We start from the raw sequence: 25364 nt of genomic DNA on the forward strand, positions 1-25364 counted from the left end.
CATCCGGGCGAAAACGCCCCTTTTGCTCCCGCGCGTCCGGCGCTTGCCGGGCGTCTCGGGCCGGCCGTATTCCCGGAGCGCGTCACGCCAGCACAAGCCATTGTGATCGGCGGGGTTGCGCGCGGGGTCGGAACGAACGAAACGGCGGCCCGCACGAGGCCGCCGTTCTGCTAGTGCCCGGAGCTGGGGAGAGCCGCGGCTTGCAGCCCTCCGGCGCTCACTGCCGGTTTTCGACGAACGCCGCGAGGGCCGCAGGGCCCAGCGCAGACAGGCCCTTGAGGATGTCGATGGCGTAAGCCAGCTGGTAGTCGTCCTGCCGCAGTTGCGCCGCCTCCTCGGCGGTGCGCCGCTCGTCCTCGATCTGGCGGCGTTCGTCCTCCGAAAGCGAGTCGTTGTCGAGACGGCCGCGAAGCCCCGCCTCGGAGCGGGAGGGAAGGTTCGACGCCTCGTCGTCCTCCGCGACCTCGGGGGTGCGGGGCGGCTGCTCGACCACAATGTCGGGCGACACCCCCAGCGCCTGGATCGAGCGGCCCGAGGGCGTGTAATAGCGCGCCGTGGTCAGTCGCATAGCCCCCTCCGAGCGCAGCGGCATCACCGTCTGGACAGAGCCCTTGCCGAAGGATTGCGTGCCGATGACCACCGCCCGGCGATGATCCTGCAGGGCGCCGGCCACGATCTCGGACGCCGAGGCCGAGCCGCCGTTGATCAGCACGACGATGGGCTTGCCCTCGGCGAGGTCGCCGGGGGTAGCATTGTAGCGGTCGCCGTCCTGCGGGTTGCGGCCGCGGGTCGAGACGATCTCGCCCTTGTCGAGGAAGGCGTCGGCCACCTTGATCGCCTGGGTCAGCAGGCCGCCCGGGTTGTTGCGCAGGTCGAGCACGATTCCGTTGACGCTCTCCATGCCGCCCTTTTCCTCGACGGCCTCGGCGAGCCCCTCCTCCAGATTGGGGTAGGTCTGGTCGTTGAAGGTGGTCACGCGCAGCACGACCGTGTCGCCCTGGGTGCGGGTGCGCACGGCAGTCAACTTGATCGTGTCGCGCACGATGGTCACGTCGAACGGGTTGTCGACACCCTCGCGCACCACGGTGATCACGATGTCCGATCCCACGGGGCCGCGCATCAGCTCCACCGCCTCGTCGAGGGTGAGGCCCAGCACCGACTCGCCGTCGACATGCGTGATGAAGTCGCCCGCCTCGATGCCCGCCTCGTCGGCCGGCGTGTCGTCGATCGGCGAGACGACCTTGACGAAGCCTTCTTCCTGCGTGACCTCGATGCCGAGGCCGCCGAACTCGCCCCGGGTCTGCACGCGCATGTCGTCGGCATCCTGCGGGGAGAGGTAGCTCGAATGCGGGTCGAGCGACGTCAGCATTCCGTCGATGGCCGCCTCGATCAGCTCGGCCTCGTCGACCTCCTCGACATACTGGGCGCGGATGCGCTCGAAGATGTCGCCGAACAGGTCGAGCTGCTCGTAGACGGAGGCGTTGCGGTCCGCCTCCTGGGCGATGAGGGGGCCGGCCACCTGCGTGGCGATCACCGCCCCCGCGAGGGTGCCGCCCAGGGCGGCCATGACGAATTTCTTCATTGGCTCCTCATTCCTGTCTGTCGATGGCGAACCATCCGGCCGGGTCGACCGGCGTCTCTCCGCGTCGCACTTCGATATAGAGCGTCTCGCTCCGTTCCACACCTGTCGAGTCGACCAGTCCGGCCGCGGGCGGGGCGGACGCGCCGTCCATCAGCCCCAGCGGGTCGCCGGCGGCCACGATCTGCCCCGCGCGACCATAGAGCGTGCCGAGGCCGGAGAGCACGAGCAGAGTGTCGGCTTCCGGCTCCAGAATCATCACGTTTCCGTAGTCGAGCAGGGGCCCCGCGTAGCGCACGGTCGACGAGACGGGCGCGGTGACCAGTGCGGCGGGTCGCGTGGCCAGCGTCACGCCGGGGCGGGCGGTGCCGGAAGCGTCGGCCTCGCCGAACCGGCGCAGGACGACGCCGGCAGCGGGAAGGGGCAGCGCGCGGCCCGCACGCGGCGGCCACCGGGGCGGCCCGGACCCGGGGGGGCGGGCTTCCGGCGAGGGTGGAGGGGCAGCCTTGGCCTCGAGCGTGCCGAGCCCGGCGACGAAGGCGGCCAGCGTGTCGGACGCGGCGACCAGGTCGCGCAGGCGCTCGGGGTCGGCATCGAAGCGACGCGGCAGCTCGATCCTCTCGGCGATGGCCTGCGACAGGTCGGTGCGCGCCTGTTGCACCGCGCGCAATGCCTCTTCCAGCGTTTCCTGGGCGCCGCGCTGCACGTCGCGCAGGGCCCGGATCTCTGCGAGGTCTCGGCGCAGGCGCTCGGCCTCCGCCTGCATCGCGGGTGTCACCTCGCCCAGCATCATTGCGGCGCGTGCCGTGCCGACCGGACCCGCGGGGTGCAGGAGCGTGAGCGCCGGCGGCGCCCGCTCGATGCCCGCGAGCGCTCCAAGCAGGCGCGACACCTCGCCCGAGCGCGCCTCGAGCGCCGCGCCGAGCCGGGCCTCGGCGGCGGCGGCCTGCCTCAGCCCCGCGCGCAGGGCGGCGAGCCCGTCCTCGTAGGCGCGCACCGTCGCGGTGAGGGCGGCGACGCGGTCGGCCCGTGTCTCGGCCGCCGAATGCGCATCGGCGGCCTGCGCCAGCCGTTCCATCGCGGCGCCGGCGAGCGCCGCGGGATCGTCGGCCGCGGCGGGGGCGCCCGAGAGCAGGGCGGCGATGAGGGCTGTCGCGGCGGCCTTCATCGCGCGATCAGGCTTTCCCCGGTCATCTCCTGGGGTTGCGGCAGGCCCATGAGCTCGAGCAGCGTCGGCGCGAGGTCGGCGAGGCGGCCGTCGCGCAGCCGTGCCCCCTCGGGGCCGCCCACGAGGATCACCGGCACGAGGTTGGTCGTGTGGGCGGTGTGCGGCCCGCCGTCCTCGGCGATCATCGTCTCGCAATTGCCGTGGTCGGCGGTGACGACGGCCGCGCCGCCGGCCCGTTCCAGCGCCGCGAGCGCCCGCCCGAGGCCGGTGTCGACGGCGTGGCAGGCGGCCTTGGCCGCCTCGAGATCGCCCGTGTGGCCGACCATGTCGGGGTTGGCGTAGTTGACCACGATCAGGTCGTAACCCGCCCCGATCGCCCCCACGAGCGCATCGGTCACCTCGGCCGCCGACATCTCGGGGGCGAGGTCGTAGGTGGCGACCTTCGGCGAGGCCGGCATGAACCGGTCTTCGCCCGCCTCGGGCGTCTCCCGGCCGCCGTTGAGAAAGAAGGTGACGTGCGGATACTTCTCGGTCTCCGCGAGGCGGAACTGGCGCAGCCCGTGCTTCGCGACCCATTCGCCCAGCGTGTTGACGATCACCCGGTCGGGAAAGATCGCGGTGAGGTGGCGGTCGAGCTCTTCCGAGTATTGCGCCATCCCGGCCGCCGCGGCCCAGTCGGGCCGCGGCCCGGGGTCGAAGGCGTCGAAGCCGGGCACGACGAGCGCCGACAGGATCTCGCGCGCCCGGTCGGCGCGGAAATTGGCGAAGAGCAGGCCGTCGCCGTCCTTCGGGGCGACGTAGGCGGAGAGCTTCGTCGGTGTCACGAATTCGTCGGTCTCGCCGCGGGCATAGGCGGCTTCCACGGCGCCCTCGGCCGTCTCGGCCGCGTGCCCCTCGCCGCGCAGGACGAGGGCGGCGGCCCTTTCGACCCTGTCCCATCGCTTGTCGCGGTCCATCGCGTAGTAGCGGCCGACGACCGAGGCGATGCGGGCGGGCTCGGGCAGCGCGGTGTCGAGTTCGGCAAGCTGCGTCGAGGCCGATTTCGGCGGCACGTCGCGCCCGTCGGTGACGGCGTGGATCAGCACCGGCACGCCCGCGTCGGTCAGGATGCGGGCGAGGGCGGCCACGTGGCGCTGATGGGCATGCACGCCGCCCGGCGAGCACAGGCCCATCAGGTGCGCGGTGCCGCCCGTCTCCTTCAGCCGCGCGACGAACTCGACGAGGGCGGGCTGGTCGGCGAGCGTGCCCTCCTCGATGGCAAGGTCGATCTGGCCGAGATCCATCGCCACCACGCGGCCCGCGCCGATATTGGTGTGGCCTACCTCGGAATTGCCCATCTGCCCCCTGGGCAGGCCCACATCGGGGCCGAACGTGGTCAGCGTGGCGTGCGGGCAGGTCGCCATCAGCCGATCCATCGTGGGGGTGTCGGCCAGAAGGGGCGCATTGCCCTCGGGCGAGGGGCCGATGCCCCAGCCATCTAGAATGCACAGGATCACGGGCTTCGGCGCGGCCATGGCGGTCTCCTCTCCGGTGCCCCGGTTTCCGCCCGTTCTAGGGGGGCGCTGGCGCGGCCACAACAGGGGCAAGCCCGTCGCAGCGCGCTCCGGCCACGACGGGAGACGGGCGGCGCCGGCGCAGGGCAGGGGGCTGGCGCGGGCCCCGCCCGCAGGGACGGTGCGGGGCGCCGCCGCTCATGCCGCGGCATCGAGACTTGCAAGCTCGATGGCGGGACGCCGGGCGCTTCCGGATCACGCGGCGGGGCGGACCTGCCCCTGCCGGACAGACCGGCGCGCTCACCCCCGGTGATAGGGTGCGCCGGCGAGGATCGAGGCGGCGCGGTAGAGCTGCTCGGCCACCATCACGCGGGCCAGCAGGTGGGGCCAGACCATCCGGCCAAGCGAAAGCGAGAGGTCGGCGCCGGCCACGAGCGCCGGGTCGAGCCCGTCGGCCCCGCCGATCAGGAACGCCGCGCCGCGGTGGCCGCCGTCGCGCCAGCCGGCGATCGTTTCGGCAAGGTCGGGTGAAGACAGCTGCCGGCCCCGCTCGTCGAGACAGACCAAGACCGCGCCGTCGGGGATCGCGCGGCGGAGCGCCTCGGCCTCGGCCTCCGGCCCCCCTCGGCCGCGCGGCTCGACCTCGGCGAGGCGCACCTCCGTCAGACCGACGGCGCGCCCGGTCTTCGCGGCCCGGGTGAGATAGTCGGCAACAAGCTCTCGCTCGGGCCCCGTGCGGGTGCGGCCCACGGCGACCAGGGTCAGGCGCATGGCGCGCTCAGGCGCAGGGCGACAGGCTGGCCGCGGTGCCCACGCCTGTCAGTCGGCGGATCCGGCCCGGCCCGGCTGGCCCTGTGGCAGCCACATCTTCTCGAGCTGGTAGAACTCGCGCACCTCGGGGCGGAACACGTGAACGATCACATCGCCCGCGTCGATCAGAACCCAGTCGCCGGAGTCCTGCCCCTCGACCTTGCAGAGCACGCCGTGGTCGTGCTTGAGCCGGTCGGTGAGCTTTTCGGCGATCGATTGGACCTGACGCGACGACCGCCCCGAACAGATCACCATGTGGTCGGCGATCTCCGATTTTCCGGCGAGCGGTATCGTGAGGATATCCTCGGCCTTGTCGTCGTCGAGGGAAGCGAGGACCGCGTCGAGCAGCCGGTCGGCCGCCTGCGTTTCCTGGGTGCCTGTCATGGCGGGGTAACCGCCGGGAGAGGCGTTGGTTGCCGCCGTTCGCGTGGCGACCTGCGCATAGGTGGACAGGATCGTCTCCCTTCGCTATCGCGCCGCTCGGCCCCGGCGCTCGGGCTGTGAGTAAGATAGCATCGAGGCCGTGACATAACAATGACTCGCGGATTAACCGGTGGCGGAGCAGGGCGCCGCGCCAGTCAGAGCGCGACGGCCGCCGCCGTCCGCTCTGGCAGGAACTGGCCCGAGGCGACGGTGTTTTCGTCGGCGGCGGCGATGGCCGCGACGAGCATCGCGGCAATGAGCAGGATGTGGAGGACGGGATAGGCCCGGCGCATGGGGCGACCTTTCATCAGAGGTCTCGGCCAACACGCGGGGCAGCAGGGCGGTTCCCCAATGCGCCGGGACAATCCGGGATCCGGCCCATCTGTCGCACCTTGCCCGGCCGCCCGCCCTGCGCTAACCCCCGCGGCATGATCCGGACTCGTGTTCTCGACCTTGCCGACCATGCGCGCCTGCCGTGGCGCTTCCACGGCGCGCTCCGCGGGGCGCCGCCGGCGGGGTGAGCGCCACCCCCCCCGTCGACACACGCCCCCGTCGACTACGCCCCCGCGACCGATCTGCCGGAGACCCGAGAATGACCGCCCCCAAGACGCTCTACGACAAGATCTGGGATGCCCATGTCGTCCACGAGGCCGACGACGGCACCAGCCTGCTCTACATCGACCGCCACCTCGTCCACGAGGTCACGAGCCCGCAGGCCTTCGAGGGGCTGCGCATGGCGGGGCGCGGCGTGCGCGCGCCCGACAAGACGGTCGCCGTGCCCGACCACAACGTGCCGACCGATCCCGACCGGCTGTCGGGCATCAAGGACGAGCAGAGCCGCATCCAGGTCGAGGCGCTGCGCCAGAACGCGAAGGACTTCGGCATCGAGATGTACGATGTCGACGACGTTCGGCAGGGGATCGTGCACATCATCGGCCCCGAGCAGGGCTGGACCCAGCCGGGCATGACCATCGTCTGCGGCGACAGTCATACCGCGACGCACGGCGCCTTCGGCGCGCTCGCCCATGGCATCGGCACGTCCGAGGTGGAGCACGTGCTGGCCACGCAGACGCTGGTGCAGTCGAAGTCGAAGAACATGAAGGTGGAGGTGACGGGCAGCCTGCCGCCCGGCGTGACGGCGAAGGACATCGTGCTGTCGATCATCGGCGAGACGGGCACCGCCGGCGGCACCGGCCACGTCATCGAGTATTGCGGCGAAGCGATCCGCGAGCTTTCGATGGAGGGCCGGATGACCGTGTGCAACATGGCCATCGAGGGTGGCGCGCGGGCGGGCCTGATCGCGCCCGACGACAAGACCTACGCCTACGTCAAGGGCCGGCCCCACGCGCCCAAGGGCGCCCAGTGGGAAGCGGCGCTGGCGTGGTGGGAGACGCTCAAGACCGACGAGGGCGCCCATTTCGACAAGGTGCTGACGCTCGAGGCGGCCAAGATCGACCCGGTCGTGACCTGGGGCACCTCTCCCGAGGACGTGCTGCCGATCAGCGGGGTGGTGCCGCATCCCGACAGCTTCGAGGGCGGCAAGCGCGAGGCCGCGCGGCGGTCGCTCGAATACATGGGGCTCGAGCCGGGCACGAAGCTGTCCGACATCGCCATCGACACCGTGTTCATCGGCTCGTGCACGAACGGCCGCATCGAGGACCTGCGCGAGGTCGCCCGGATCATGGAGGGCAAGCGCGTCAAGGAGGGCTTGCGCGCGATGATCGTGCCGGGCTCGGGCCTCGTGCGCGCCCAGGCCGAAGAGGAGGGCATCGCGCAGAAGCTGCAGGAAGCCGGCTTCGAGTGGCGCATGGCGGGGTGCTCGATGTGCCTTGGCATGAATCCCGATCAGCTGAAGCCCGGCGAGCGCTGTGCCTCGACCTCGAACCGGAACTTCGAGGGCCGGCAGGGCCGCGGCGGCCGCACCCACCTGATGAGCCCGGCCATGGCGGCGGCCGCCGCGATCACCGGCCGCCTGACCGACGTGCGCGAGGTGGTCTGATCGCGCCCCCCGCCCCCGGAGGACACGAGCGCGCGGCGCGGTCGCGCCGCGCGCAGCGCGAGGCCGGATCACCGAGGGCAGATGCCCCGGCGACGATGCAGCCCACGTGGCGCCCGCGGCTTACACAGCTTCACGAAGTCGTGTAGGGTGCAGCCGGAAACGCCGCTCACTGCTTGAAGGACCGGTCGCATGTCGGACTGGCTCAAATGGGTCGTGCTCGGCCTCATCTCCATCGCCTTCGGCGTCTTCGCCCTCAACCACGCCGTCCTCACCTCGGTCTCGGTGACCATCGTCGTGGGCGCACTGCTGCTGGTCACCGGCGCCGTGCAGACCTATGCCGGTGTCACCGACATCGGGTGGGGCAACAAGATCCTTTCGATCCTGCTCGGCCTCGTGCTGCTGCTGCTTGGCGTGTCGTTCCTCGCCGACCCGCTGGCCGGCACGATCTCGCTCGCGGTGCTGGTCACCATCTTCATCGCCGCCGGGGGCGTGTTGCGGCTGTTGTTCGCGCTGCGGCTGCGCGGCACGCCATTCTTCTGGATGATGCTCGCCTCGGGCGTGCTCTCGCTCGGGCTCGCCGCCTTCATCCTGCTGAACCCCGAGGTGACAGTCGCGTTGCTCGGCATCCTCCTCGGCGTCGAACTGCTGTTCAACGGTGCCGGGTTGATCGCGCTCGGCCTGTTCCGGCGCAGCTACCTGAAAGGGCAGCGTGCCGGCCGCGAGGCTGACGGCGAACCGGCCTGAGCCCACTGGACCTGCGGCGCGGAACAACCGCGCCGCTCGCCACGCTTGGTCTCCGAACCTGAACGGAGAAACGCCATGTCGGATTCGCTGAAATGGATGCTGCTGGGGGGGCTGTCGATCGTGTTCGGCCTCCTCGCGCTCAACTTCGCCGTGCTCACCTCGCTCTCGGTCACGCTGGTCGTCGGGGCGATGTTCGTCGTCGCGGGCGTCGCGCAGGCCGTGGCGGGCTTCCGCGACAGGAGCGGCGGGTCGAAGGCCTGGGCCATCGGCCTCGGCGTGGTAATGGCGCTGCTGGGGCTGTCGTTCCTGATCAACCCCTTCGCGGGCACGATCTCGCTGTCGATCCTCGTGACCGCCTTCATCGGGGCGAGCGGGGTGCTGCGGCTGATGCATGCCCGGGAGGCGCGCGGCACGCCGACCTTCTGGATGATGATCGTGACGGGCCTCGTCTCGCTCGCGCTCGCGGTCTTCATCATGGTCAACCCGCAGGTGACGCTGGTGCTGCTCGGCATCGTGCTCGGCGTCGAGCTGATCGTGAACGGCGCGGCGCTCATCGCGTGGGGCTGGCACCGCCGCACGCGCGAGCGCCGGGGCGACCCCCACGGCAGCGACCCGCGCACCGTGTGAGTCGCCTCACGGCTTGACGAACTGGAAGGCGCGGCGCTTGCCGGGGTTCGCGGCGAGCGACGCGCGCGTCTGCTCGATCCGACCGGCGAGGCCGAGGGGCGCGAGCCACGCCCCGGCCGCAGCGAGGCTTGCGTCGAGCGCGGCATCGTCGAACGGGGCGATCCGCGCCGCCTCCAGTTCCTGCGCGCCGGGCACCCGCTCGCACAGAAACACGACCGTGTCGCGCGGCGCATGGCCGACGGGGCGGAAGCACCCCCCCAGCCGCTCCATCTGGGCGGGCAGCCAGGGCTGCGACCAGTGCAGGCAATCCTGCTGAACGACGAGGCTGCCGCCCGGCACGAGATGGGGAAAGAAGGTCGCCGCCATCGCGTCTCCGCTTTCCACCGTCTTGGAGGCGTCCATGACGAGCACCTCGATCGCACCGCCCTGCCAGTCCATCCGGTCGATCTCGCCCCGGTGAAACACGATCCCGGGCGCCCATGGCGCGAGCGCGGCTTGCGCCAGGGGCAGGATGTCATCGCCCTCGAAGGGCGCGACGCCCTGCCGGTAGAGGATCGCCTCCTTCGTGCGCGCGTCGGCAGTGAACCGGTCGAAGGCGTGAATGGGCGGCACAAGGCCGGCCACCCGCCGCCCCTCGGCGAGCCGCGCGGTCGAGCCGCCGGCGAAGCAGCCGAGATCGACGATCGCGCCTGCCCCCTCGGCCCAGAAGCCGGCGAGCCAGTAATAGAGCTTCTGCTCCTCGGTCGAGAGCATGGTCGGCACGTCGCGCGCGGCCCCGAGCGCGCGCTCGAGCAGACGCCGCCAGGGCCGGGCGGAGAGCGCGTCGGTCCTGTCGATGAGGGCGGGACGGTCCATGCACCGGGCTTAGCGCACAGGAGGGGCGGCCGCCATGCGAGCCGCGTCCAGCCGGGCGCAAGGGGGCCTTGTCGTGGTGCGAGAGTGTGTTCGGGCCGTGCCGCCCCGGGGCGGGCCGATGCTGGCCCGTCTGGGGCGGTCGTTCCGGCTCTGGCGGCGGGCGACAGGGTCTGCCGCCCGTCACGGTGTCAGCGTCGGGCGGTCAGCGCGCGGACAGGCGGCTGATCTCTTCCTTGAGGCGAAGCTTCTGCTTCTTCAGAGCGGCGATCTGGAGGCGGTCGGCCCCCGGCTGGCGCTGCTGTTCCTCGACCTCGGCGGAGAGATGCTCGTGCTTGCGGCGCAGTTGCTCGACATGGGCGCTGACGGACATTCGGATCTCCTCTCTGATCGTGTCGTTCGACAAGTGCAGCACGTTCGCGGGCACCTGTCATCAGACTTTCGCAATACGATGGGAGCGGCGAAATGTTGCAAACCCGTTAATCGGCCCCCCAGCGCAGCGCCGCACCCTCGCGCAGGATGGCGCGCAACGCCGGCGTGTGATCCTCCCCGTCGTGCGTATGGGCGCGCCCTGCATGCATCACCAGCGGTGGCAGCAGGGCGAGGGGCGCGCGCCCGCCCTTGCGTGCCCGCACGAGCACGCGCTGTGCGCGCCGCCCCTCGCGCGGCGCAAGCGGCTGAATCTGCACGCTCCCGAGGGCGGCGAGGCCGTCGAGCAGGTCGGCCAGTCGCTCTGCCTGGTGGATTGCCGTCATCCACCCGCCAGGGGACAGGCGCCGCGCGCCGGTGGCCAGCCAGTCGGCCAGCGGCAGGTCGGGCGACTCGCCCATCGCCGCCTCGCGCCCGGGGTGATCCGAGGCGCGCGAGGCGTCACGCCGGAAGTAGGGCGGGTTCAGCATGACATGGTCGAAGCCGATTTGTCGCACCTCGCGCGGCATGGCGCCGACGTCGGCGGTGATGACGTCGAGCGCCGCGCCGGCCTCTGCCGCGTTGCGGCGGGCCAGGGCGGCCGCCGTCTCGTCGCGCTCGATTCCGGTCAGCGACAGGCCCGGCACACGCGCGGCGAGGCACAGTGCCGCGGTGCCCACGCCGCAGCCGAGCTCGAGCACGCGCTGTCCGGGCCGGGCATCGATCGCGGCGGCGAGCAGCACCGCGTCGACGCCGGCGCGGTAGCCGCGTGCGGGCTGCCAGAGGCGCACGCGCCCGCCGAGAAACCCGTCGTGGGTAAGCCCCTCGCCGCCCGGCTCAGGACGGCTCACCGGTCCTCGGTGACGGGCAGGCCGTTGTCGCGCATCACGGCACGGGCCATGAACAGGTCGCGGTCACGGACCATGAGCCGCCGCGGAAGGATGCCGATCGAGCCTTCGAGCACGCTCATGTGGACGTCCATTTCGAAGTAGTCTATCCCCTCGCCGTCGAGCAGGGCCTTGGCCAGCGCGGTCTCGGTGGGATCGTTGGTGCGCAAAAGCTCTTTCATGGTCTCGGCTTAGCCTGACGCAGGGGCGGGTGTCGAGCGCGATGCCCGGAGTGGTGAGAAGATGGACGACGCGGCCGCCGCGACCAAGCCCCACGAACGCCTCTCGGCGCTGCTCGCGCCCGAGATGGAGCGGGTCAACGCGCTCATCCGCGAGCGCATGGCCTCGCGCCATGCGCCCCGCATCCCCGAGGTGACGGCGCACCTGATCGAGGCAGGCGGCAAGCGGCTGCGGCCCATGCTGACGCTCGCCTGCGCGCGGATGTGCGGCTACGAGGGCGACAACCACGTGCGCCTCGCCGCGACGGTGGAGTTCATCCACACAGCGACGCTTCTGCACGACGACGTGGTCGACGAGTCGGGCCAGCGGCGGGGGCGGCCAACGGCCAACCTCTTGTGGGACAACAAGTCGTCGGTGCTGGTGGGCGACTACCTGTTCGCCCGCGCCTTCCAGCTGATGGTGCAGACCGACAGCCTGCGCGTGCTCGACATCCTGGCGAACGCCGCCGCCACGATCGCCGAGGGCGAGGTGCTGCAACTCACGGCGGCGCAGAACCTTGCCACGACCGAAGAGATCTACCTGCAGGTGGTGCGGGGCAAGACGGCGGCCCTGTTCGCCGCGGCCTGCGAGGTGGGCGGCGTGATCGCCGGCGAGCCCGACGCGGTGAGCGAGGCCCTGCGCGTCTACGGCGACGCGCTCGGCGTCAGCTTCCAGATCGTCGACGACCTGCTCGATTTCGAGGGCGACGCGGGCGCCACGGGCAAGAACATCGGCGACGACTTCCGCGAGCGGAAGCTGACGATGCCGCTGATCAAGGCCATCGCGGCGGCGGACGAGACCGAACGCGCGTTCTGGGTGCGCACCATCGAGAAGGGGCGGCAGGAGCCGGGCGACCTCGAGCACGCGCTTGCGCTGCTCGAACGTCACGGCGCTCTGGAGGCCACGCGCGCAGCCGCGCTGGGCTTTTCCGAGGCTGCCCGGACGGCGCTCGACGGCCTTCCCGACAGCGAGATCAAGGGGTTGCTCGCCGACCTCGCCGGCTACGTCGTCGCGCGCATTTCCTGACCCGGGCCGCCTGCGTCGCGCCGGTCAGGCGGCGACCGGCAAGGCGCGAGTGCCCTGTCCGCCGATGATCGCGGACTTGACCCACCAGCCCGGGTGGCCGGCTGCGAGACGGTCCGCCGCGGCCCAGGCTGTGTCCTTGTCGGGGAAGATGCCGAAGCACGTCGCCCCCGACCCCGACATCCGGGCGAGCATCGCGCCCTCGCAGGCCGCGAGGGCATCGGTCACGGTGCCGATCTCCGGAAGGATCGTCCGTGCGGGCGCCTCGAGGTCGTTCCGCTGCGTGGAAAGCCACGCCACGAACGTCTCGAGCGAGGGGAACTCCGGCAGCGTCTCGGGCATCGGCGGGTTGTCGGGCGTCTCCAGCGCGGCGAAGACGCGCGGCGTCGGCATCGCGCGGAGGGGGTTCACGAAGACGGCGGGCAGGCGCGGCAGGTCGGGCAGCAGGTCGATCCTTTCGCCGATGCCGCGCGCCCGCAGGGGGCGGGAGATCAGGCACATGGGCACGTCCGCCCCGAGGGGCAGCAGCGTCTCGGCCATCGGGCGCAAGGCGGCATCGGACCAGGAGGCCATGTCGTCCCATCCGGTATCCAGGGCCAGTGCCAGCATCCCGCGCACGGCAGCGGCTGCATCCGCCGAGCCGCCGCCGATGCCCGAGGACGGCGGCAGCATCTTGTTCAGCACGATGTCGGCAGGGCGGGCGTGCCCCACCAGCGCCGCCGCGCGCAGCACGAGGTTGTCCCCGCCCTGGGGCACGGCGCGCCCGAAGGGACCCGAGACCGAAAACCGCGGCACCTCCGCCTCGGTCAGCGTCAGCGTGTCGCCGATGCCCGCGAAGGCGACGAGGCTGTCGAGCAGGTGGTAGCCGTCGTCCCGCCGACCCACGACGTGCAGGGTCAGGTTGACCTTCGCAGGGGCGAAGACGGAAACCGCCGTCACGCCCCGGCCTCAGCCGTCGTCGCCAGCCGGCGTTCCGCCATCCGCGATGTCGGCGCCGGCGGAGCGCGCCTCGTCGCCGTGCAGCGGCGGCGCCCCTTCCTCGGCCAGCACCCGGTCGAGGCCGACCTCGAGCTTGCGGCGGATGCGCTCGGCCTCCTCGGGCTCGGGCTCGAAGGAGAGCGCGCGGTTCCACTGGAAGCGCGCCTCGATCCTGCGGCCCACCGCCCAGTAGACGTCGCCCAGATGGTCGTTGACGATGGGGTCGACGGGCAGAAGCTCGGCCGCGCGCTCCATGTGCTCGACCGCCTCCTCGTAGCGGCCGAGCCGGTAGAGACCCCAGCCGAGCGAATCGACGATGTGCCCCGAATCGGGGCGGGCGGCGACGGCCTCGCGGATCATGTCCATCGCCTCGTCGAGGTTCTCCTGCATCTCGACGAAAGAGTAGCCGAGGTAGTTGAGCACCGAGGGCTGGCCGGGGTTGAGCTCCAGCGCCTTGCGGAAATCGGCCTCGGCCTGCGGCCACTGATCCTCGCGCTCGTGGGTGATGCCGCGGGCGAAATGGACGACCCAATGCTCCTCGCGCTCCTCGGTGAAGAGCGCGATGGCACGGTCGTAGGCGGGGGTGGCGTCGGCGTAGCGCTCCATCCGGCGCAGCATGTCGCCGAGGGTGATGTGCACGATGGGCTGGTCGCCGTGGGTCTCGGCCAGCCGCTCGAGCACGGCGATGGCCTCGTCCTCGCGCTCCGACCGCTCGAAGGCTTCGGCGCGGCCGATCTCGGCGACGTGAAAGCGGGGATGATCGCGCGGCACCCTCTGGTAGGTCTCGGTGGCCAGCGCATATTGCTCCATCTGGTCAAGCAGGCCTGCCGAGAGAAGGATCGCGTCGACATGGTCGGGGCGAAGCGCTTCGGCGGCACGGGAATAGAGGAGCGTGTAGCTCGACTGCGCTTCGCCGCGGAGCGCGCCCGCCACGGTGAAAAAGACCTCGGCCGCGCCGTCGCGCGCGTCGCGCACGAGGTCGAAGGGTACGGTTTCGCCGGCGGCGAGGCGGGCGCGGAGGGCGGCGAGGCCGGGGTCGAGATCGGCGCCGAACGTGTCGGCGATGAGCGACAGGGCCTCCTCGTTGCGGCCGAGCTGGCTGAGCACCTGCGCGCGCGCGATCAGGCCACGGCGGGTCAGGCGCATCTCCGAGCCGTCAGCGCCGCCCGAGAATATCTCTTCCGCCGCCGCCATGTCGCCTGCCGCGGCACGGGCGAGGGCGGCGTGGTAGCGGCCGAAGGCGGGCATGCCGGTCGCGTCGGCCACGGCGTCGAAGGCATCGTGCGCGGCATCGATATCGCCCGCGCCGTAGCGCGCCCAGGCTTCCACCAGCCCGTCGACGAGGGGGCCGACCGACATGCCGGCCTCGAAATCCTCGAGCGCGCCCGACCAGTCCTCGCGGGCGAGCCGGTCGGTCAGCAGGACGAGGTTGGCGATCTGGCTGTCGGCGCCCGTCGCCCGCATCTGCCGGGCGATGGGCTCGGCCCGGGCGAGGTTGCCGAGGCCCATCTGGGCCACGATGGCGTTCTGCAGAAGCTCGGGGTTGCGCCCGTCGCGGATGAGGGCGCGGGCATAGTAGCGCGCTGCGGCCTCGTAATCGTTCGTTCCGATCGCGGCGCGGGCGGCGAGGTAGGACCCGGCGAGCCCCCGCGTCTGCTGCGCGGCGACGGGGGCGGCGGCGGCCGCGGCGGCGGCGGCGAGGGCGAGGGCGAACAGGGCGGCGCGGCGCTGGGTCAAGGGACACCTCTTCGGGGACGGCTAAGGGAAGCCTAGACCTGCCGCGCACATGCGGCAACCGCCGCCCGCGGCGCGCGGCCTGCGCGCCACGGCTTCGTGATGACCCGCCGGGGAGCGCCCGGCCGCTTTCGGTTGGCCGGGCGTCGCCCGCGGCGCGCGGCGCAGGCGCACCTGTGCGGCCCGCATGCCCGGGCCCGCATGCCCGGGACCCAGCCGGTGGAGGGGGCGCTGCCCCCGCCGCCCGTTCCGGGCGGCCCCCCGGGATACTTGGAGCAAGAAGAAGGAGCAGGGAGGTTGATGCGGTCGGGGAGCGATGCGATGCCGGCCGGGTTCGGCGCGCGAAAGGGTCGCCGTGGTCTCGGCCGGTGGCGCCCCGCATCGCGCGGCCGTGTCGTGGGAGCGGGCTCGGGGCGGGGGCGCGTGCCCACCCCGGGCATCCAGGGCCGTCACATGTTGGGGTAGTTCGGCCCGTCGCCGCCCTGCGGCACCGTCCACTCGATGTTCTGCAGCGGGTCCTTGATGTCGCAGGTCTTGCAGTGGACGCAGTTCTGGAAGTTGATGACGAAGCGCGGGGCCTGCCCGTCTTCCTCGACGAACTCGTAGACGCCGGCCGGGCAGTAGCGGGCCGAGGGGCCGGCATAGGTCGGCAGGTTGATCTCGACCGGTATGCTGGCGTCCTTGAGCTTGAGGTGGGCGGGCTGGCTCTCCTCGTGGTTGGTCATCGAGAACGAGACGTTGGTCAGCCGGTCGAAGCTGAGCACGCCGTCGGGCCGGGGATAGTGGATCGGCTCGTGCTTCTCGGCCGGTTCGGTGTGCTCGGCGTCGGACTTGCGGTGCCGGATCGTGCCGAACATCGTGTTGCCGGTCAGCGTGGCCCACCACATGTCGATGCCGCCCAGCACGACACCGCCGAGGATGCCGTAATGCGACCAGAGCGGCTTGACGTTGCGGACGGGCTTGAGATCCTTCGCGATCGGGCCGTCCTTGTGGATGTAGTCGTCGTACTCGGTCAGTTCGTCGCCGGCCCGGCCCGCCGCGATGGCCCGCGCCGCGGCCTCGGCCGCCTCGATGCCCGAGAGCATCGCGTTGTGGTTGCCCTTGATGCGGGGCACGTTCACCAGCCCCACGCCGCAGCCGAGGAGGGCGACGCCCGGCGCCACGGCCCTGGGCATCGATTGCCAGCCGCCCTCCGAGATGGCGCGCGCGCCGTAGGCCACGCGCTTGCCGCCTTTCAGGAGGTCCGCCACCATGGGGTGGTGCTTGAAACGCTGGAACTCCATGTAGGGGTAGACGTAGGGGTTCTCGTAGTTGAGGTGGACGACGAAGCCCACGTAGACCTGGTTGTTCTCGAGGTGGTAGATGAACGACCCGCCGCCGGCGTTCTTGCCGAGCGGCCAGCCCATCGTGTGGGTGACGGTGCCCTCTTGGTGCTTCTCGGGATCGATCTCCCAGATTTCCTTCATGCCGAGGCCGAACTTCTGCGGGCAGCGGCCCTCCTGCAGGTCGTACCTTGCCATCACCTGCTTGGTGAGCGATCCGCGCACGCCCTCGCCGAGGAACACGTACTTGCCGTGCAGTTCCATCCCCGGCTCGTAGTTCGGCCCGGGCGTGCCGTCGGCCTGCCGGCCGAACTCGCCGGCGACGACGCCCTTCACGCGGCCGTCCTCGCCGTAGACCAGCTCGGAGCACGACATGCCGGGGAAGATCTCGACCCCGAGCGCCTCGGCCTGCCCGGCCAGCCAGCGGCAGACATTGCCCATCGAGACGATGTAGTTGCCGTGATTGTTCATCAGCGGCGGCATCATCCAGTTGGGCACCCGCACCCGGCCGGCCTCGCCGAGGATGTAGAAGTTGTCTTCCTTCACCGGCACGTTCAGCGGCGCGCCGCGCTCCTTCCAGTCGGGGAAGAGCGTCTCGATGCCCACCGGGTCGAGCACGGCGCCCGACAGGATGTGCGCGCCCACCTCCGAGCCCTTTTCCAGCAGCACCACGTCGAGGTCGGGGGCGATCTCCTTGAGCCGGATCGCGGCAGACAGGCCGGCGGGGCCGGCGCCCACGATCACCACGTCGTATTCCATCGCCTCGCGTGCCGTCTCGCTCATCGCCGTCCGTCCTCGCTGTCGGTGCGCTGGGGCGGGGAAAGATTGTTACCCCGCACGGGAAAGTAAGCGCGGGCCGGACTATCGACAGCCCCGGGCGGCGTCAATCGCGACCGTGCGGCTGTCCGCCGCGCCGCGGTGGTGCATGGGGGGGCGATCGTCAGGTATTGCGCGCCGCGACCAGACGGATGCCCGGGCAGGCGCGGCACGACGTGCGCGTGGTGCGTGGAGCCGCACGGCGAGGCGCGCGCGTCGCACGACTGCCGCATGCCGGTCGGCCGCGCGCCCCGTCGGCGCGCGCAGGGCGGACCGAGGGGGCGATTTGCGGTGTCCGGCCCTTGCGGCGGCGGATTAGAGGTTGCAGAGCGGCGCCCGCGTCCGCACCTTCGGGGACGCAGACGCAAGCATTCAAGGCGACAATGGAAAAGATCCCGATGACGCGCACGGGCGCCGCCGCGCTCGATGTCGAACTCAAGCAGTTGAAGTCGGTGGAGCGGCCGGCGATCATCCAGGCGATCGCCGAGGCACGCGAGCACGGCGACCTGTCGGAGAACGCCGAGTATCACTCCGCCCGCGAGAAGCAGAGCTTCATCGAGGGGCGGATCAAGGAGATCGAGGGCCTGCTCGCCCGTGCGGAGGTGATCGACCCGGCCAAGCTCTCGGGCCCGATCAAGTTCGGCGCCACGGTCACGATCGTCGACGAGGATACCGACGAGGAAAAGACCTATCAGATCGTGGGCGAGCCCGAGGCCGATCTCGAGAAGGGGTTGCTCAACGTCCGCTCGCCGATCGCCCGCGCCCTGATCGGAAAGGACGAGGGCGACAGCGTCGAGGTGCGCACGCCGGGCGGCGAGAAATCCTACGAGATACTCGCCATCAGGTACGTCTGAGCGCAGGTGGCGCGGCCGGGGGATGGCAGCACGATGACCTCACCCAATGGCACCGTCGAGGGCACGAGCGACCGCGAGACCGCGCCGGAGCCACGCCCCGCCGGGACGCGGCGCGCGGGCGGCGGGGGTGCTTCGCCCGGCTTTCCGTCGGGTGCAGGCAGGCGGCGCGCGCACCGGGAGGGGCTCGACCCGGCCGGCGCTGCCGGGCTTGCGCTGTCGGCTGTCTGGGTGCTCGTCGTGGTGGCCGTGCTGTTGTTCTTCCCCCCGGGCGCCGGGGCGGGGCCGGCGGGGCTCGGCTGGATCGGCACGCTCGTCGCCATCGTCCTGCCGGTCGCGCTGATCTGGGTCGCCGCGCTGTCGGCGCGCGCCGCCCGCGTGATGCGGGAGGAGGGCGCGCGCCTCGAGGCGGCGGTCGACGCGATCCGGCATCTTGCGGCGCAGCAGCAACCGGCGCAGGGCTCGGGCATCCGCCCCGCCATCGAGGCGCGGCTCGAGGAGATCGCACGCGCCCAGCGTCAGACCGAGGCGGCGATCACACGGCTCACGCAGGCGGGTGCGCCGGTTGCCGGCGGGCCGGCGGCGGGGGCCGCGGGGCCGGGCCGCGGGCGCGTGCCCCCGGCGCCGGCGGCTGGGCCGAGCCAGTCGCGGCGGGCGGGGCAGGGGCCGGGCGGTGGCGGGCCTGTAGCGGGGCCGGCCGGTGCACCCGCGACCGATGCCGCGCAGCAGAGCCTCGCGCTCGGCACGCCGGAGGACGCGGGCGAGCCGATCTCGACCTCCGACCTGCTGCGCGCGCTCAACTTCCCCGAGGACGAGGCCGACACCGAGGGCTTTCGCGCGCTGCGTGCCGCCCTGCGCGACCGGCCGACCGCCGGGCTGGTGCGTTCGGCTCAGGACATCCTGACGCTGCTCGCAGAGGACGGGATCTACATGGACGATCTGGCGCCCGACCGCGCCCGCCCCGAAGTGTGGCGCCGCTTCGCGCATGGCGAGAGAGGCAAGGGCGTGGCGAGCCTCGGCGGCGTGCGCGACCGCTCGTGCCTCGCGCTGACCACGGGGCGCATGCGGCAGGATCCGGTTTTCCGCGACACCGCCCACCATTTCCTGCGCAAGTTCGACAAGACGTTCGCCGAGGTCGAGCCCGGGCTGTCGGATGCCGAGATCGTGACCCTTTCCGAAACCCGCACGGCCCGTGCCTTCATGCTGCTCGGCCGGGTGTCGGGAACCTTCGACTGAGAGCCGCGCCAAGCTCGCCACCCGCCGGATGCCCGGCGTCAGTCGGACGGTGCGCACCCTGCCGGCGCGATGAGGGGGGCGACGGGCCGCGCCATCGTCGTCGCCGCCCGCACGCCGAGGGCGGCGCCGGCGAGGCCCATGGGGCGCGGTGCCACCGGGCGGAAGCCGAGACGCTCGTAGAGCGCGCGTGCGCGGTCGTTGCCATCGACCACGTCGAGGCGCACCTCGACGCAGCGCCGCTCCGCGGCTTCCTCCAGCACCGCCCTGACGAGGTGCGTGCCGACCCCGCGTCTGCGCGCCTGTTCGGCCACGAACAACCCGTCGAGAATCAGCGCATCCGCCGCGATCCGTCGCTCGGTCATCTCGAGCAGTGGCGCCCGCCAGAGGGCGCCGAGGGGGCCGTAGGCGCGCGCGAGGTCGCCGAACCCGCCGACGACGAGGCCGCCTGCCCGTGTCTTGATCCCGGCCGCGCCCAGCAGCCGCCCCCGCCTGTCGCGCGCGACGATGGCGAAGTCGGGGTGGAGCGCACCTTCGAGGAACGAGAGCGCACGCGGCTCGGGTGCCATGATCCGGCCGAGCTTGCCCGAGAAGGCCTGCCAGAAGAGGCGAGCGATAAGCGGGCGCTCGGCGTCGGCGAAGCCGCGGGCGACATGCACGTGCGCAAGGTCTGGCCGGTCGCTCACAGCCGCGCCTCGGCCAGCGCCAGGTCGTCCGGCGCGTTGACGTTGAAGAAGGTGTCGTCGCCGGGGAAACGAACCCGCACCGCGCCTGACCGGTCGGCAAAGCCGGTCATCCGCCGCGCGCCGCCCGCCAGCGCCGCGCGCAGGGGAGCGGCGAGTGCGCTGCGCCACAGGCCGAAGGTCGGGTGCAGGCCATTGCCGTCTTCTGCCAGCGCCGCCGCCGCCGCGCCCCGCCCCGCGGCGAGACGGGTGGCGAGATCGGCCGGGAAGAACGGCGTGTCGACGGCTACGGTGAGCAGGTCGGCATGTCCCTCCGCCTCGGCCCAGTCGAGCGCGGCCGAGAGGGCGGCGAGCGGCCCCTCGTAGCCCGGCAGCGGGTCGGCGAGGCTCGCGGCGCCGGGCGGGAGCAACCCTGCAAGGCGGGCGGGATCGGGGCCGGCGCAGACGGCGAGCGCGGGGACCTGCGGCGCGAGGCGGCGCGCGGCTCGCGCCAGGAGCGTCTCGCCGCCGAGGCGCAGGCCCGCCTTCACCGTGCCGCCCATCCGCCGCCCGGCACCGCCGGCCAGGATCGCGCCCGCCGGCGGCGCCCCGTCGCCCTGCGGCCCTGCTGCCTGAGGTTGCATCCGTTCTCCGTCCGTCCTACCGCACGCGCGGTTTCGCCGGTCTTGCGCCTGCGCCCGGCCTGATCGCCCCGCCCGATCGCCCCGCCCGATCGCCTTGACAGATTACGGAGCGCCGATGCCTGCTGCCAGCCCCTCCGCCCGAAGGCCGGGGCCGCCCGCCACCCTCGGCGCGGCCTTCCGCCGGGGCCTGGTCGACAGCGCGCCCTTCCTGCTGGTGGTCGGCCCCTTCGCCCTGCTCTTCGGCGTGGTGGCGACCGAAGCGGGCCTCGACCTCGCGCAGACCATGGGATTCTCGGTGCTGGTCATCGCGGGCGCGGCGCAGCTGACCGCTCTGCAGCTGATGTCGGAGAACGCGCCGGTCATCGTGATCCTCGCCTCGGCGCTGGCAGTCAACCTGCGAATGGCGATGTATTCGGCCTCGCTCGCGCCGTGGATAGGGGCCGCGCCGCTCTGGCAGCGGGCGCTTGCGGCCTACCTGCTGGTCGACCAGTCCTACGCGGTGTCGCTCGCCAATTACGAGGCCGAGCCGCGGTGGAGCCTGCCGCAGCGCATGGCGCTGTTCCTCGGCACCGTCGCGCTGATCGCGCCGGTCTGGTATGCCTGCACGCTGGCCGGTGCGCTGCTCGGGCGCGGCATCCCGCCCGCGCTGGCCCTCGACTTCGCAGTGCCGATCACCTTCATCTCGCTGATCGCGCCGGGCCTGCGTACGCTGGCCCATGTCGCGGCTGCGCTGGTGGCGGTGATCCTCGGGCTGGCGCTCGCCGGGCTGCCCTACAATCTCGGCTTGCCGCTTGCCGCGCTGGCCGCCATGGCCACGGGCGCCGAGGTAGAGCGGCAGGGCCTCGCGCGGCCGATCCGGCGGGAGAGAGTGGAATGAGCGGCTGGTCCGACGCGGCGATCTGGGGGATCATTGCGGCGCTGGCTCTCGGCACCTGGCTGATCCGCTTTTCCTTCCTCGGTCTGATCGGCGGGCGCCGGCTGCCGCCCTGGGTGCTGAGGCACCTGCGCTACACGCCGGTCGCCGTCATCCCCGCGCTGATCGCGCCCCTCGTCGTCTGGCCACGGGCGACCGAGGGCGAGACCGACCCCGCGCGCCTGCTCGCCGCGCTCGCAGCCCTGGCCGTGGGCTTCGGCCTGCGCTCGGTGCTCGGCGCCATCGGGGCGGGGATGGGCACGCTCTACCTTCTGAACGCGGTGTTCTGAGGCGGCTCAGCGGACCAGCGGCACCCGCATCAGGTCGCCGCGGTTGTCGGGGCTGTCGTCACGGTGCAGCCGCGTCACCACCCCCGGCTGGCTCTCGATCCAGCGCATCGTGTTGAGGGGGAACCACGAGCGGGGGATGTCGCCGATGCCGGCCTCGCGCAGCACCTCGACGATGGCGATGTTGCAGCGGGTAGGCGGCACCGGCCCGGCCTGCTGGATCAGCCGAATCACGCGCTCCGCCTGTTCGGGCGTCACGACCAGCGTGTTTTCCTTCACCCGGAAGGTCTCGCGTGCGTGGTAGTCGATGTAGAAGTCGTGCGCCGCCGGGGTGATCCCGAAAAACACGTCGTTCCGCTCGGGGATCTGCGGGTGGTTGAAGCTGCCGGCCGGGTCGAAGATCAGCCGTTGCGAGCCGTTGACCATCAGGCCCGCATGCGCCCCCTCGTTGGAGCGGTTGTTGATCATCGTGAACAGAGTGATCGAGGGCGGCCCGTCGTGGCGGTAGATCGCGCGCTGCACCTCTTCCTCGGGCGCCCATACCTCTTCGACGGCGCAGGCACCGAGGGCGAGCGGCAGGCAAAGCAGGAGGGCGGCGCGCCATGCGCGCGCGGTCAGGGCAGGCATGGGCGCCGGATCAGCCGGCGATCGCGTAGAGGAAAATCAGGAAGACGATGACGCCGATCGCTGTCCAGGTCGCCACCTTCATGAAGCCGGCGAAGGTCTTTTCCTGGTCGGTGATGTCCATCTTGCCGTGTTCGTGCTTGCTCTCGGCCATGGCCCCGTGTCTCCCGTCTGTCCGCGCCCCCTGTTAGCGGAGGCGGGGCGCGGTGTTAAGCGCGGGCCGCGGGCAAAGGGCCGCAGGCGCCGCACCTGTCGCGCTCACGCGGCGTGCCAGAGCCACGCGCCGTCGCCCCGCTCGGAGCGCGTCGCCGCTCCCGTGCGCAGCAGATGGTTGAGATGCCCCACCGCCTCGCCGAGGGCGAGCCCGTACTCGCCCGGCCCGATCTCGCGCCCGAAAAGCGGCGCGAAACACTCGTGCGCGGTGCGGGGGGCCTCCGACAGCCAGGCCCGCAGGCGGGCGAGCGCCTCGACGTGGTTCTGCTCGAGCTGCACCATCCGTGCGGGCAGGCCGGTGAAGGGCAGCTTGTGCCCTGGCAGCACGAGCTGGTCGTCGCGGGCATGGGGCGCGAGCCGTCGGCAGGAGGCGAACCAGGCCGCGATGGGGTCGGACTCTGGTTCGGTCGGATAGACGCCGAGATTTGGGGAAATCGACGGCAGCAGTTGGTCGCCCCCCAGCACCAGCCCGTCGTCTCTGCTCCAGAGGGTGGCGTGGTCGGGCGCGTGGCCGGAGCCTGTGCGCACGTCCCACGCCCGCCCGCCGGCCTGCAGCGTGTCGCCCTCCTCGATGCGGGTAAACCCCAGCGGCAGCGGCGCCGTGCAGTCGGCGAAGTTGAAGGGCCGCTCGCCCATGCGCTGCTCCAGCACGGCCTCGGGCATCCCCGCGCGGCGCCAGAAGGCGACCGCCTCGGGCGCGGGCCGTTCCTGCACATCGAGCTGGAGCATCCGGGCGAAGAGCCACGTGGTGCGCGTCGCCACGATCTCGGCCCCGTGCTCGGCGCGGAACCAGCCGGCGAGGCCGACGTGGTCGGGGTGGTAATGGGTGACGAGCACCCGCCGCACCGGGCGCCCGGCGAGCGGGCCGGCCAGCGTCGCCTCCCACGCGGCGCGGGCGCGCCGCCAGTCGAGGCCGGCATCCACCAGCGTCCATCCGTCGCCATCGTCCAGAGCGAAGACGTTGACGTGGTCGAGCTTCATCGGCAGCGGCAGGCGCAGCCAGAGCACCCCTTCCGCCACCTCGATCGCCGCGCCCTCCGCCGGCGGCTCGGCCCACGGGAAATCGATCGGCGCGTGGCTCTTTGCCCGCTCTCCTGCCGCGAGCGCCATCAGGCGGCGGCCAAGTCGCCGGGCGACAGCGCATAGAGCCCCTCGGACCCGGCGCGCGCCTGCGCAAGCAGGCCATCGTGCGCCGGCAACAGGCGGTGGATGTAGACGCCCGCCAGCGCCCGCCGCGCCTCGCCTCCCGCCAGCGCCGCGGCCAGATGGGCGTGGCCGCCCAGCACCCGCGCCGTCGCGTGCAGGAACGGCACCGCGCCCGCGTAGCGCTCCTGCAGGGGCTGGTCGATCATCCACTCCGTCGCCTCGCGCAGGTTCTCGGCTGCCTGCCACACGGGCGCGGCGAGGGCGGGCAGCGAGCCCCGTGCCGCCTCTGCCCCCGCCTCGATCTCGTCAAGCAGGCGGAAAAGCGCCTCGCCCCCGTCGGCCAGCTTGCGGCCCACGAGATCCATCGCCTGGATGCCGTTGGTGCCCTCGTAGATCGCCGCCACCCGCACGTCGCGGGCGAACTGCGCCACGCCCGTCTCCTCGACATAGCCCATGCCGCCATGTACCTGGATCGCCTCCTGCGCCACCGCGTGGCCCACCTCGGTGCCCCAGGCCTTGGCGATGGGCGTCAGCAGGGCCGCCCGGGCCGCCCACTCCGGCGCGCCGGTCGCCGTCTCCATGTCGATCGCCACGGCGCAGGAGAGCGCGATGGCCCTTGCGGCGAAGGTCTCGGCCCGCATCGCCGCCAGCATCCGCCGCACGTCCGCATGGTCGACGATGGCGCCGGTGCCATCGGGCAGGGGAGAGCGCCCCTGCCGCCGCTCCAGCGCCCAGGCGAGCGCGGCCTGCGTCGCGCCCTCGGCAACGCCGATGCCCTGCACGCCCACGGCGAGGCGGGCGTTGTTCATCATGGTGAACATCGCGGCCATGCCGCCGCCCTCCTCGCCCACAAGCCAGCCCGTGGCGCAATCGTATTCCATCGTGCAGGTCGGCGAGCCGTGCAGGCCCATCTTGTGCTCGAGGCCCGACACGCTCACCGCGTTGGCCACGCCCGCCGCGCCGCTCTCGTCGGGCAGGCGCTTGGGCACGAGGAACAGGCTGATCCCCTTCGTCCCCGCGGGCGCATCCGGCAGGCGCGCAAGCACGAGATGAACGACGTTGTCCACGAGATCGCTGTCGCCATAGGTGATGTAGATCTTGCGGCCGGTGATCGCGTAGGTGCCGTCGCCGTTGGGCTCGGCCCTCGTTGTCAGCGCGCCCACGTCCGAGCCCGCCTGCGGCTCGGTCAGGTTCATCGTGCCCGACCATTCGCCCGAGATCAGCCTGGGCAGGTAGACCGAGCGGAGCGCGTCCGAGGCATGGGCAGCGATTGCCTCGATCTGACCCTGGCTGAGCAGGATGCAGGTGTGCAGGCCCAGGTTGGCCGCGCTCATCATGTCGTTGACGGCGGTCTGCAGCGTCACGGGCAGGCCCATGCCGCCGTGCTCGGGCGGCGCGGCGACCGAGACCCAGCCGCCCCGGGCCACCTGTCCATAGGCCTCGGCAAAGCCCGGCGGCGTGCGGACCACCCCGTTTTCGAGCCGTGCGGGCTGCGTGTCGCCCACCCGCCGCAGCGGCTCCAGCACCTCGGCACAGAGCCGCCCCGCCTCGGCCAGCGCGGCGGCGGCCACATCGTCGGTCGCCTCGGCGAAGCGCCCGGTCGCCTGAACCCGGCCGAAGCCGACCACGTCGCGCAGCAGGAAGCGGAGCTCGTCGAGCGGCGGGGTGTAGGGCATGGCACGTCTCCGGGTGGCGCTGGATCGCGCGGC

At 72.1% G+C, this 25364-nt stretch carries 27 protein-coding genes; 8 read left to right on the forward strand and 19 right to left on the reverse strand.

The annotated features are described in order from the left end of the window. Positions 1-217: 217 nt before the first annotated feature. The 6 genes from DLJ49_RS02710 to DLJ49_RS21640 form a co-directional block, all read right to left on the reverse strand. The gene (locus DLJ49_RS02710) at positions 218-1582 is read right to left on the reverse strand and encodes a S41 family peptidase (RefSeq protein ID WP_115391981.1); all 1365 of its coding nucleotides are present in this window, start codon (positions 1580-1582) and stop codon (positions 218-220) included. Between the two features lie 7 nt (positions 1583-1589). Then, positions 1590-2747, reverse strand: a complete 1158-nt coding sequence (locus tag DLJ49_RS02715) for a murein hydrolase activator EnvC family protein (protein WP_115391982.1) — start codon at positions 2745-2747, stop codon at positions 1590-1592. Beyond that, complete coding sequence (gene gpmI, locus DLJ49_RS02720; RefSeq protein ID WP_115391983.1) at positions 2744-4261, reverse strand: 2,3-bisphosphoglycerate-independent phosphoglycerate mutase; 1518 nt, start codon at positions 4259-4261, stop codon at positions 2744-2746. Before gpmI ends, DLJ49_RS02715 begins: the two co-directional genes overlap by 4 nt. A gap of 279 nt (positions 4262-4540) precedes the next feature. Continuing rightward, positions 4541-5011 (reverse strand): 23S rRNA (pseudouridine(1915)-N(3))-methyltransferase RlmH, encoded by a 471-nt coding sequence (gene rlmH, locus DLJ49_RS02725; RefSeq protein WP_115391984.1) that lies wholly within the window; start codon positions 5009-5011, stop codon positions 4541-4543. Positions 5012-5059: 48 nt separating this feature from the next. Then, positions 5060-5434 carry a ribosome silencing factor gene (gene rsfS, locus DLJ49_RS02730; RefSeq protein ID WP_115391985.1) on the reverse strand — a complete coding sequence of 125 codons (375 nt, stop codon included), beginning with the start codon at positions 5432-5434 and terminating at the stop codon, positions 5060-5062. 194 nt (positions 5435-5628) lie between these two features. Further along, the gene (locus DLJ49_RS21640; protein WP_158547381.1) at positions 5629-5781 is read right to left on the reverse strand and encodes a hypothetical protein; all 153 of its coding nucleotides are present in this window, start codon (positions 5779-5781) and stop codon (positions 5629-5631) included. 284 nt (positions 5782-6065) lie between these two features. Between DLJ49_RS21640 and leuC the strand changes: the two genes are divergently transcribed. The 3 genes from leuC (at position 6066) to DLJ49_RS02745 (ending at position 8843) form a co-directional block, all read left to right on the forward strand. Continuing rightward, positions 6066-7472 (forward strand): 3-isopropylmalate dehydratase large subunit, encoded by a 1407-nt coding sequence (leuC, locus tag DLJ49_RS02735; protein WP_115391986.1) that lies wholly within the window; start codon positions 6066-6068, stop codon positions 7470-7472. Between the two features lie 189 nt (positions 7473-7661). After that, on the forward strand, positions 7662-8216 hold the full coding sequence (locus DLJ49_RS02740) for an HdeD family acid-resistance protein (RefSeq protein ID WP_115391987.1): 555 nt from the start codon (positions 7662-7664) through the stop codon (positions 8214-8216). A gap of 75 nt (positions 8217-8291) precedes the next feature. Then, positions 8292-8843: an HdeD family acid-resistance protein gene (locus tag DLJ49_RS02745; protein ID WP_115391988.1), complete on the forward strand. Its 552-nt coding sequence runs from the start codon at positions 8292-8294 to the stop codon at positions 8841-8843. Between the two features lie 6 nt (positions 8844-8849). Here the strand turns inward: DLJ49_RS02745 and DLJ49_RS02750 are convergent, their stop codons facing one another. The 4 genes from DLJ49_RS02750 to DLJ49_RS02765 all read right to left on the reverse strand — a co-directional run bounded on the left by DLJ49_RS02750 (position 8850) and on the right by DLJ49_RS02765 (position 11172). Beyond that, on the reverse strand, positions 8850-9698 hold the full coding sequence (locus DLJ49_RS02750; RefSeq protein WP_115391989.1) for a class I SAM-dependent methyltransferase: 849 nt from the start codon (positions 9696-9698) through the stop codon (positions 8850-8852). A gap of 202 nt (positions 9699-9900) precedes the next feature. Then, positions 9901-10068, reverse strand: coding sequence for a YdcH family protein (locus DLJ49_RS02755; protein ID WP_115391990.1), 168 nt, complete (start codon positions 10066-10068; stop codon positions 9901-9903). A 106-nt stretch (positions 10069-10174) separates the two neighbouring features. Further along, positions 10175-10954, reverse strand: coding sequence for a tRNA1(Val) (adenine(37)-N6)-methyltransferase (locus tag DLJ49_RS02760; protein ID WP_115391991.1), 780 nt, complete (start codon positions 10952-10954; stop codon positions 10175-10177). Continuing rightward, complete coding sequence (locus DLJ49_RS02765; protein ID WP_115391992.1) at positions 10951-11172, reverse strand: putative signal transducing protein; 222 nt, start codon at positions 11170-11172, stop codon at positions 10951-10953. The genes DLJ49_RS02760 and DLJ49_RS02765 overlap by 4 nt, the downstream gene beginning before the upstream one ends. A 61-nt stretch (positions 11173-11233) precedes the next feature. Between DLJ49_RS02765 and DLJ49_RS02770 the strand changes: the two genes are divergently transcribed. After that, on the forward strand, positions 11234-12235 hold the full coding sequence (locus DLJ49_RS02770) for a polyprenyl synthetase family protein (RefSeq protein ID WP_115391993.1): 1002 nt from the start codon (positions 11234-11236) through the stop codon (positions 12233-12235). Positions 12236-12259: 24 nt separating this feature from the next. Here DLJ49_RS02770 and DLJ49_RS02775 read toward each other — a convergent pair whose 3' ends face one another. The 3 genes from DLJ49_RS02775 to DLJ49_RS02785 form a co-directional block, all read right to left on the reverse strand. Next, positions 12260-13171 carry a 4-(cytidine 5'-diphospho)-2-C-methyl-D-erythritol kinase gene (locus DLJ49_RS02775; RefSeq protein ID WP_115391994.1) on the reverse strand — a complete coding sequence of 304 codons (912 nt, stop codon included), beginning with the start codon at positions 13169-13171 and terminating at the stop codon, positions 12260-12262. A 9-nt stretch (positions 13172-13180) separates the two neighbouring features. Beyond that, positions 13181-14947, reverse strand: a complete 1767-nt coding sequence (locus DLJ49_RS02780) for a tetratricopeptide repeat protein (RefSeq protein ID WP_233488633.1) — start codon at positions 14945-14947, stop codon at positions 13181-13183. Positions 14948-15393: 446 nt separating this feature from the next. After that, positions 15394-17049, reverse strand: coding sequence for an electron transfer flavoprotein-ubiquinone oxidoreductase (locus DLJ49_RS02785; protein ID WP_115391995.1), 1656 nt, complete (start codon positions 17047-17049; stop codon positions 15394-15396). 416 nt (positions 17050-17465) lie between these two features. Between DLJ49_RS02785 and greA the strand changes: the two genes are divergently transcribed. Both greA and DLJ49_RS02795 read left to right on the forward strand, forming a co-directional pair. After that, a complete protein-coding gene (greA, locus tag DLJ49_RS02790) occupies positions 17466-17936 on the forward strand; it encodes a transcription elongation factor GreA (RefSeq protein ID WP_115391996.1) in 471 nt (156 codons plus the stop codon). 33 nt (positions 17937-17969) lie between these two features. Continuing rightward, positions 17970-19169, forward strand: a complete 1200-nt coding sequence (locus DLJ49_RS02795; RefSeq protein WP_199533278.1) for a hypothetical protein — start codon at positions 17970-17972, stop codon at positions 19167-19169. Between the two features lie 38 nt (positions 19170-19207). On the opposite strand, the gene DLJ49_RS02800 is transcribed toward DLJ49_RS02795, so the two are convergent. Together DLJ49_RS02800 and mobA are read right to left on the reverse strand one after the other, a co-directional pair. Continuing rightward, positions 19208-19852, reverse strand: a complete 645-nt coding sequence (locus DLJ49_RS02800; protein ID WP_233488634.1) for a GNAT family N-acetyltransferase — start codon at positions 19850-19852, stop codon at positions 19208-19210. Further along, a complete protein-coding gene (gene mobA, locus DLJ49_RS02805; RefSeq protein ID WP_115391997.1) occupies positions 19849-20472 on the reverse strand; it encodes a molybdenum cofactor guanylyltransferase MobA in 624 nt (207 codons plus the stop codon). The genes DLJ49_RS02800 and mobA overlap by 4 nt, the downstream gene beginning before the upstream one ends. A 115-nt stretch (positions 20473-20587) precedes the next feature. Between mobA and DLJ49_RS02810 the strand changes: the two genes are divergently transcribed. Both DLJ49_RS02810 and DLJ49_RS02815 read left to right on the forward strand, forming a co-directional pair. Further along, complete coding sequence (locus DLJ49_RS02810) at positions 20588-21349, forward strand: AzlC family ABC transporter permease (protein WP_115391998.1); 762 nt, start codon at positions 20588-20590, stop codon at positions 21347-21349. Then, positions 21346-21675: an AzlD domain-containing protein gene (locus tag DLJ49_RS02815; protein WP_115391999.1), complete on the forward strand. Its 330-nt coding sequence runs from the start codon at positions 21346-21348 to the stop codon at positions 21673-21675. The genes DLJ49_RS02810 and DLJ49_RS02815 overlap by 4 nt, the downstream gene beginning before the upstream one ends. Positions 21676-21681: 6 nt before the next feature. Here the strand turns inward: DLJ49_RS02815 and DLJ49_RS02820 are convergent, their stop codons facing one another. The 4 genes from DLJ49_RS02820 to DLJ49_RS02835 all read right to left on the reverse strand — a co-directional run bounded on the left by DLJ49_RS02820 (position 21682) and on the right by DLJ49_RS02835 (position 25331). Next, entirely contained in the window at positions 21682-22299 is a 618-nt protein-coding gene (locus tag DLJ49_RS02820) for a hypothetical protein (protein WP_199533279.1), read from the reverse strand. A 10-nt stretch (positions 22300-22309) separates the two neighbouring features. Next, on the reverse strand, positions 22310-22450 hold the full coding sequence (locus DLJ49_RS02825) for an aa3-type cytochrome c oxidase subunit IV (protein ID WP_115392000.1): 141 nt from the start codon (positions 22448-22450) through the stop codon (positions 22310-22312). A 104-nt stretch (positions 22451-22554) separates the two neighbouring features. Then, the gene (locus DLJ49_RS02830) at positions 22555-23619 is read right to left on the reverse strand and encodes an MBL fold metallo-hydrolase (protein ID WP_115392001.1); all 1065 of its coding nucleotides are present in this window, start codon (positions 23617-23619) and stop codon (positions 22555-22557) included. Beyond that, positions 23619-25331, reverse strand: a complete 1713-nt coding sequence (locus DLJ49_RS02835) for an acyl-CoA dehydrogenase (RefSeq protein ID WP_115392002.1) — start codon at positions 25329-25331, stop codon at positions 23619-23621. Before DLJ49_RS02835 ends, DLJ49_RS02830 begins: the two co-directional genes overlap by 1 nt. Positions 25332-25364: the final 33 nt, after the last annotated feature.

This window comes from Rhodovulum sp. 12E13 (assembly GCF_003340565.1).
Classification (GTDB): domain Bacteria; phylum Pseudomonadota; class Alphaproteobacteria; order Rhodobacterales; family Rhodobacteraceae; genus HLUCCA09.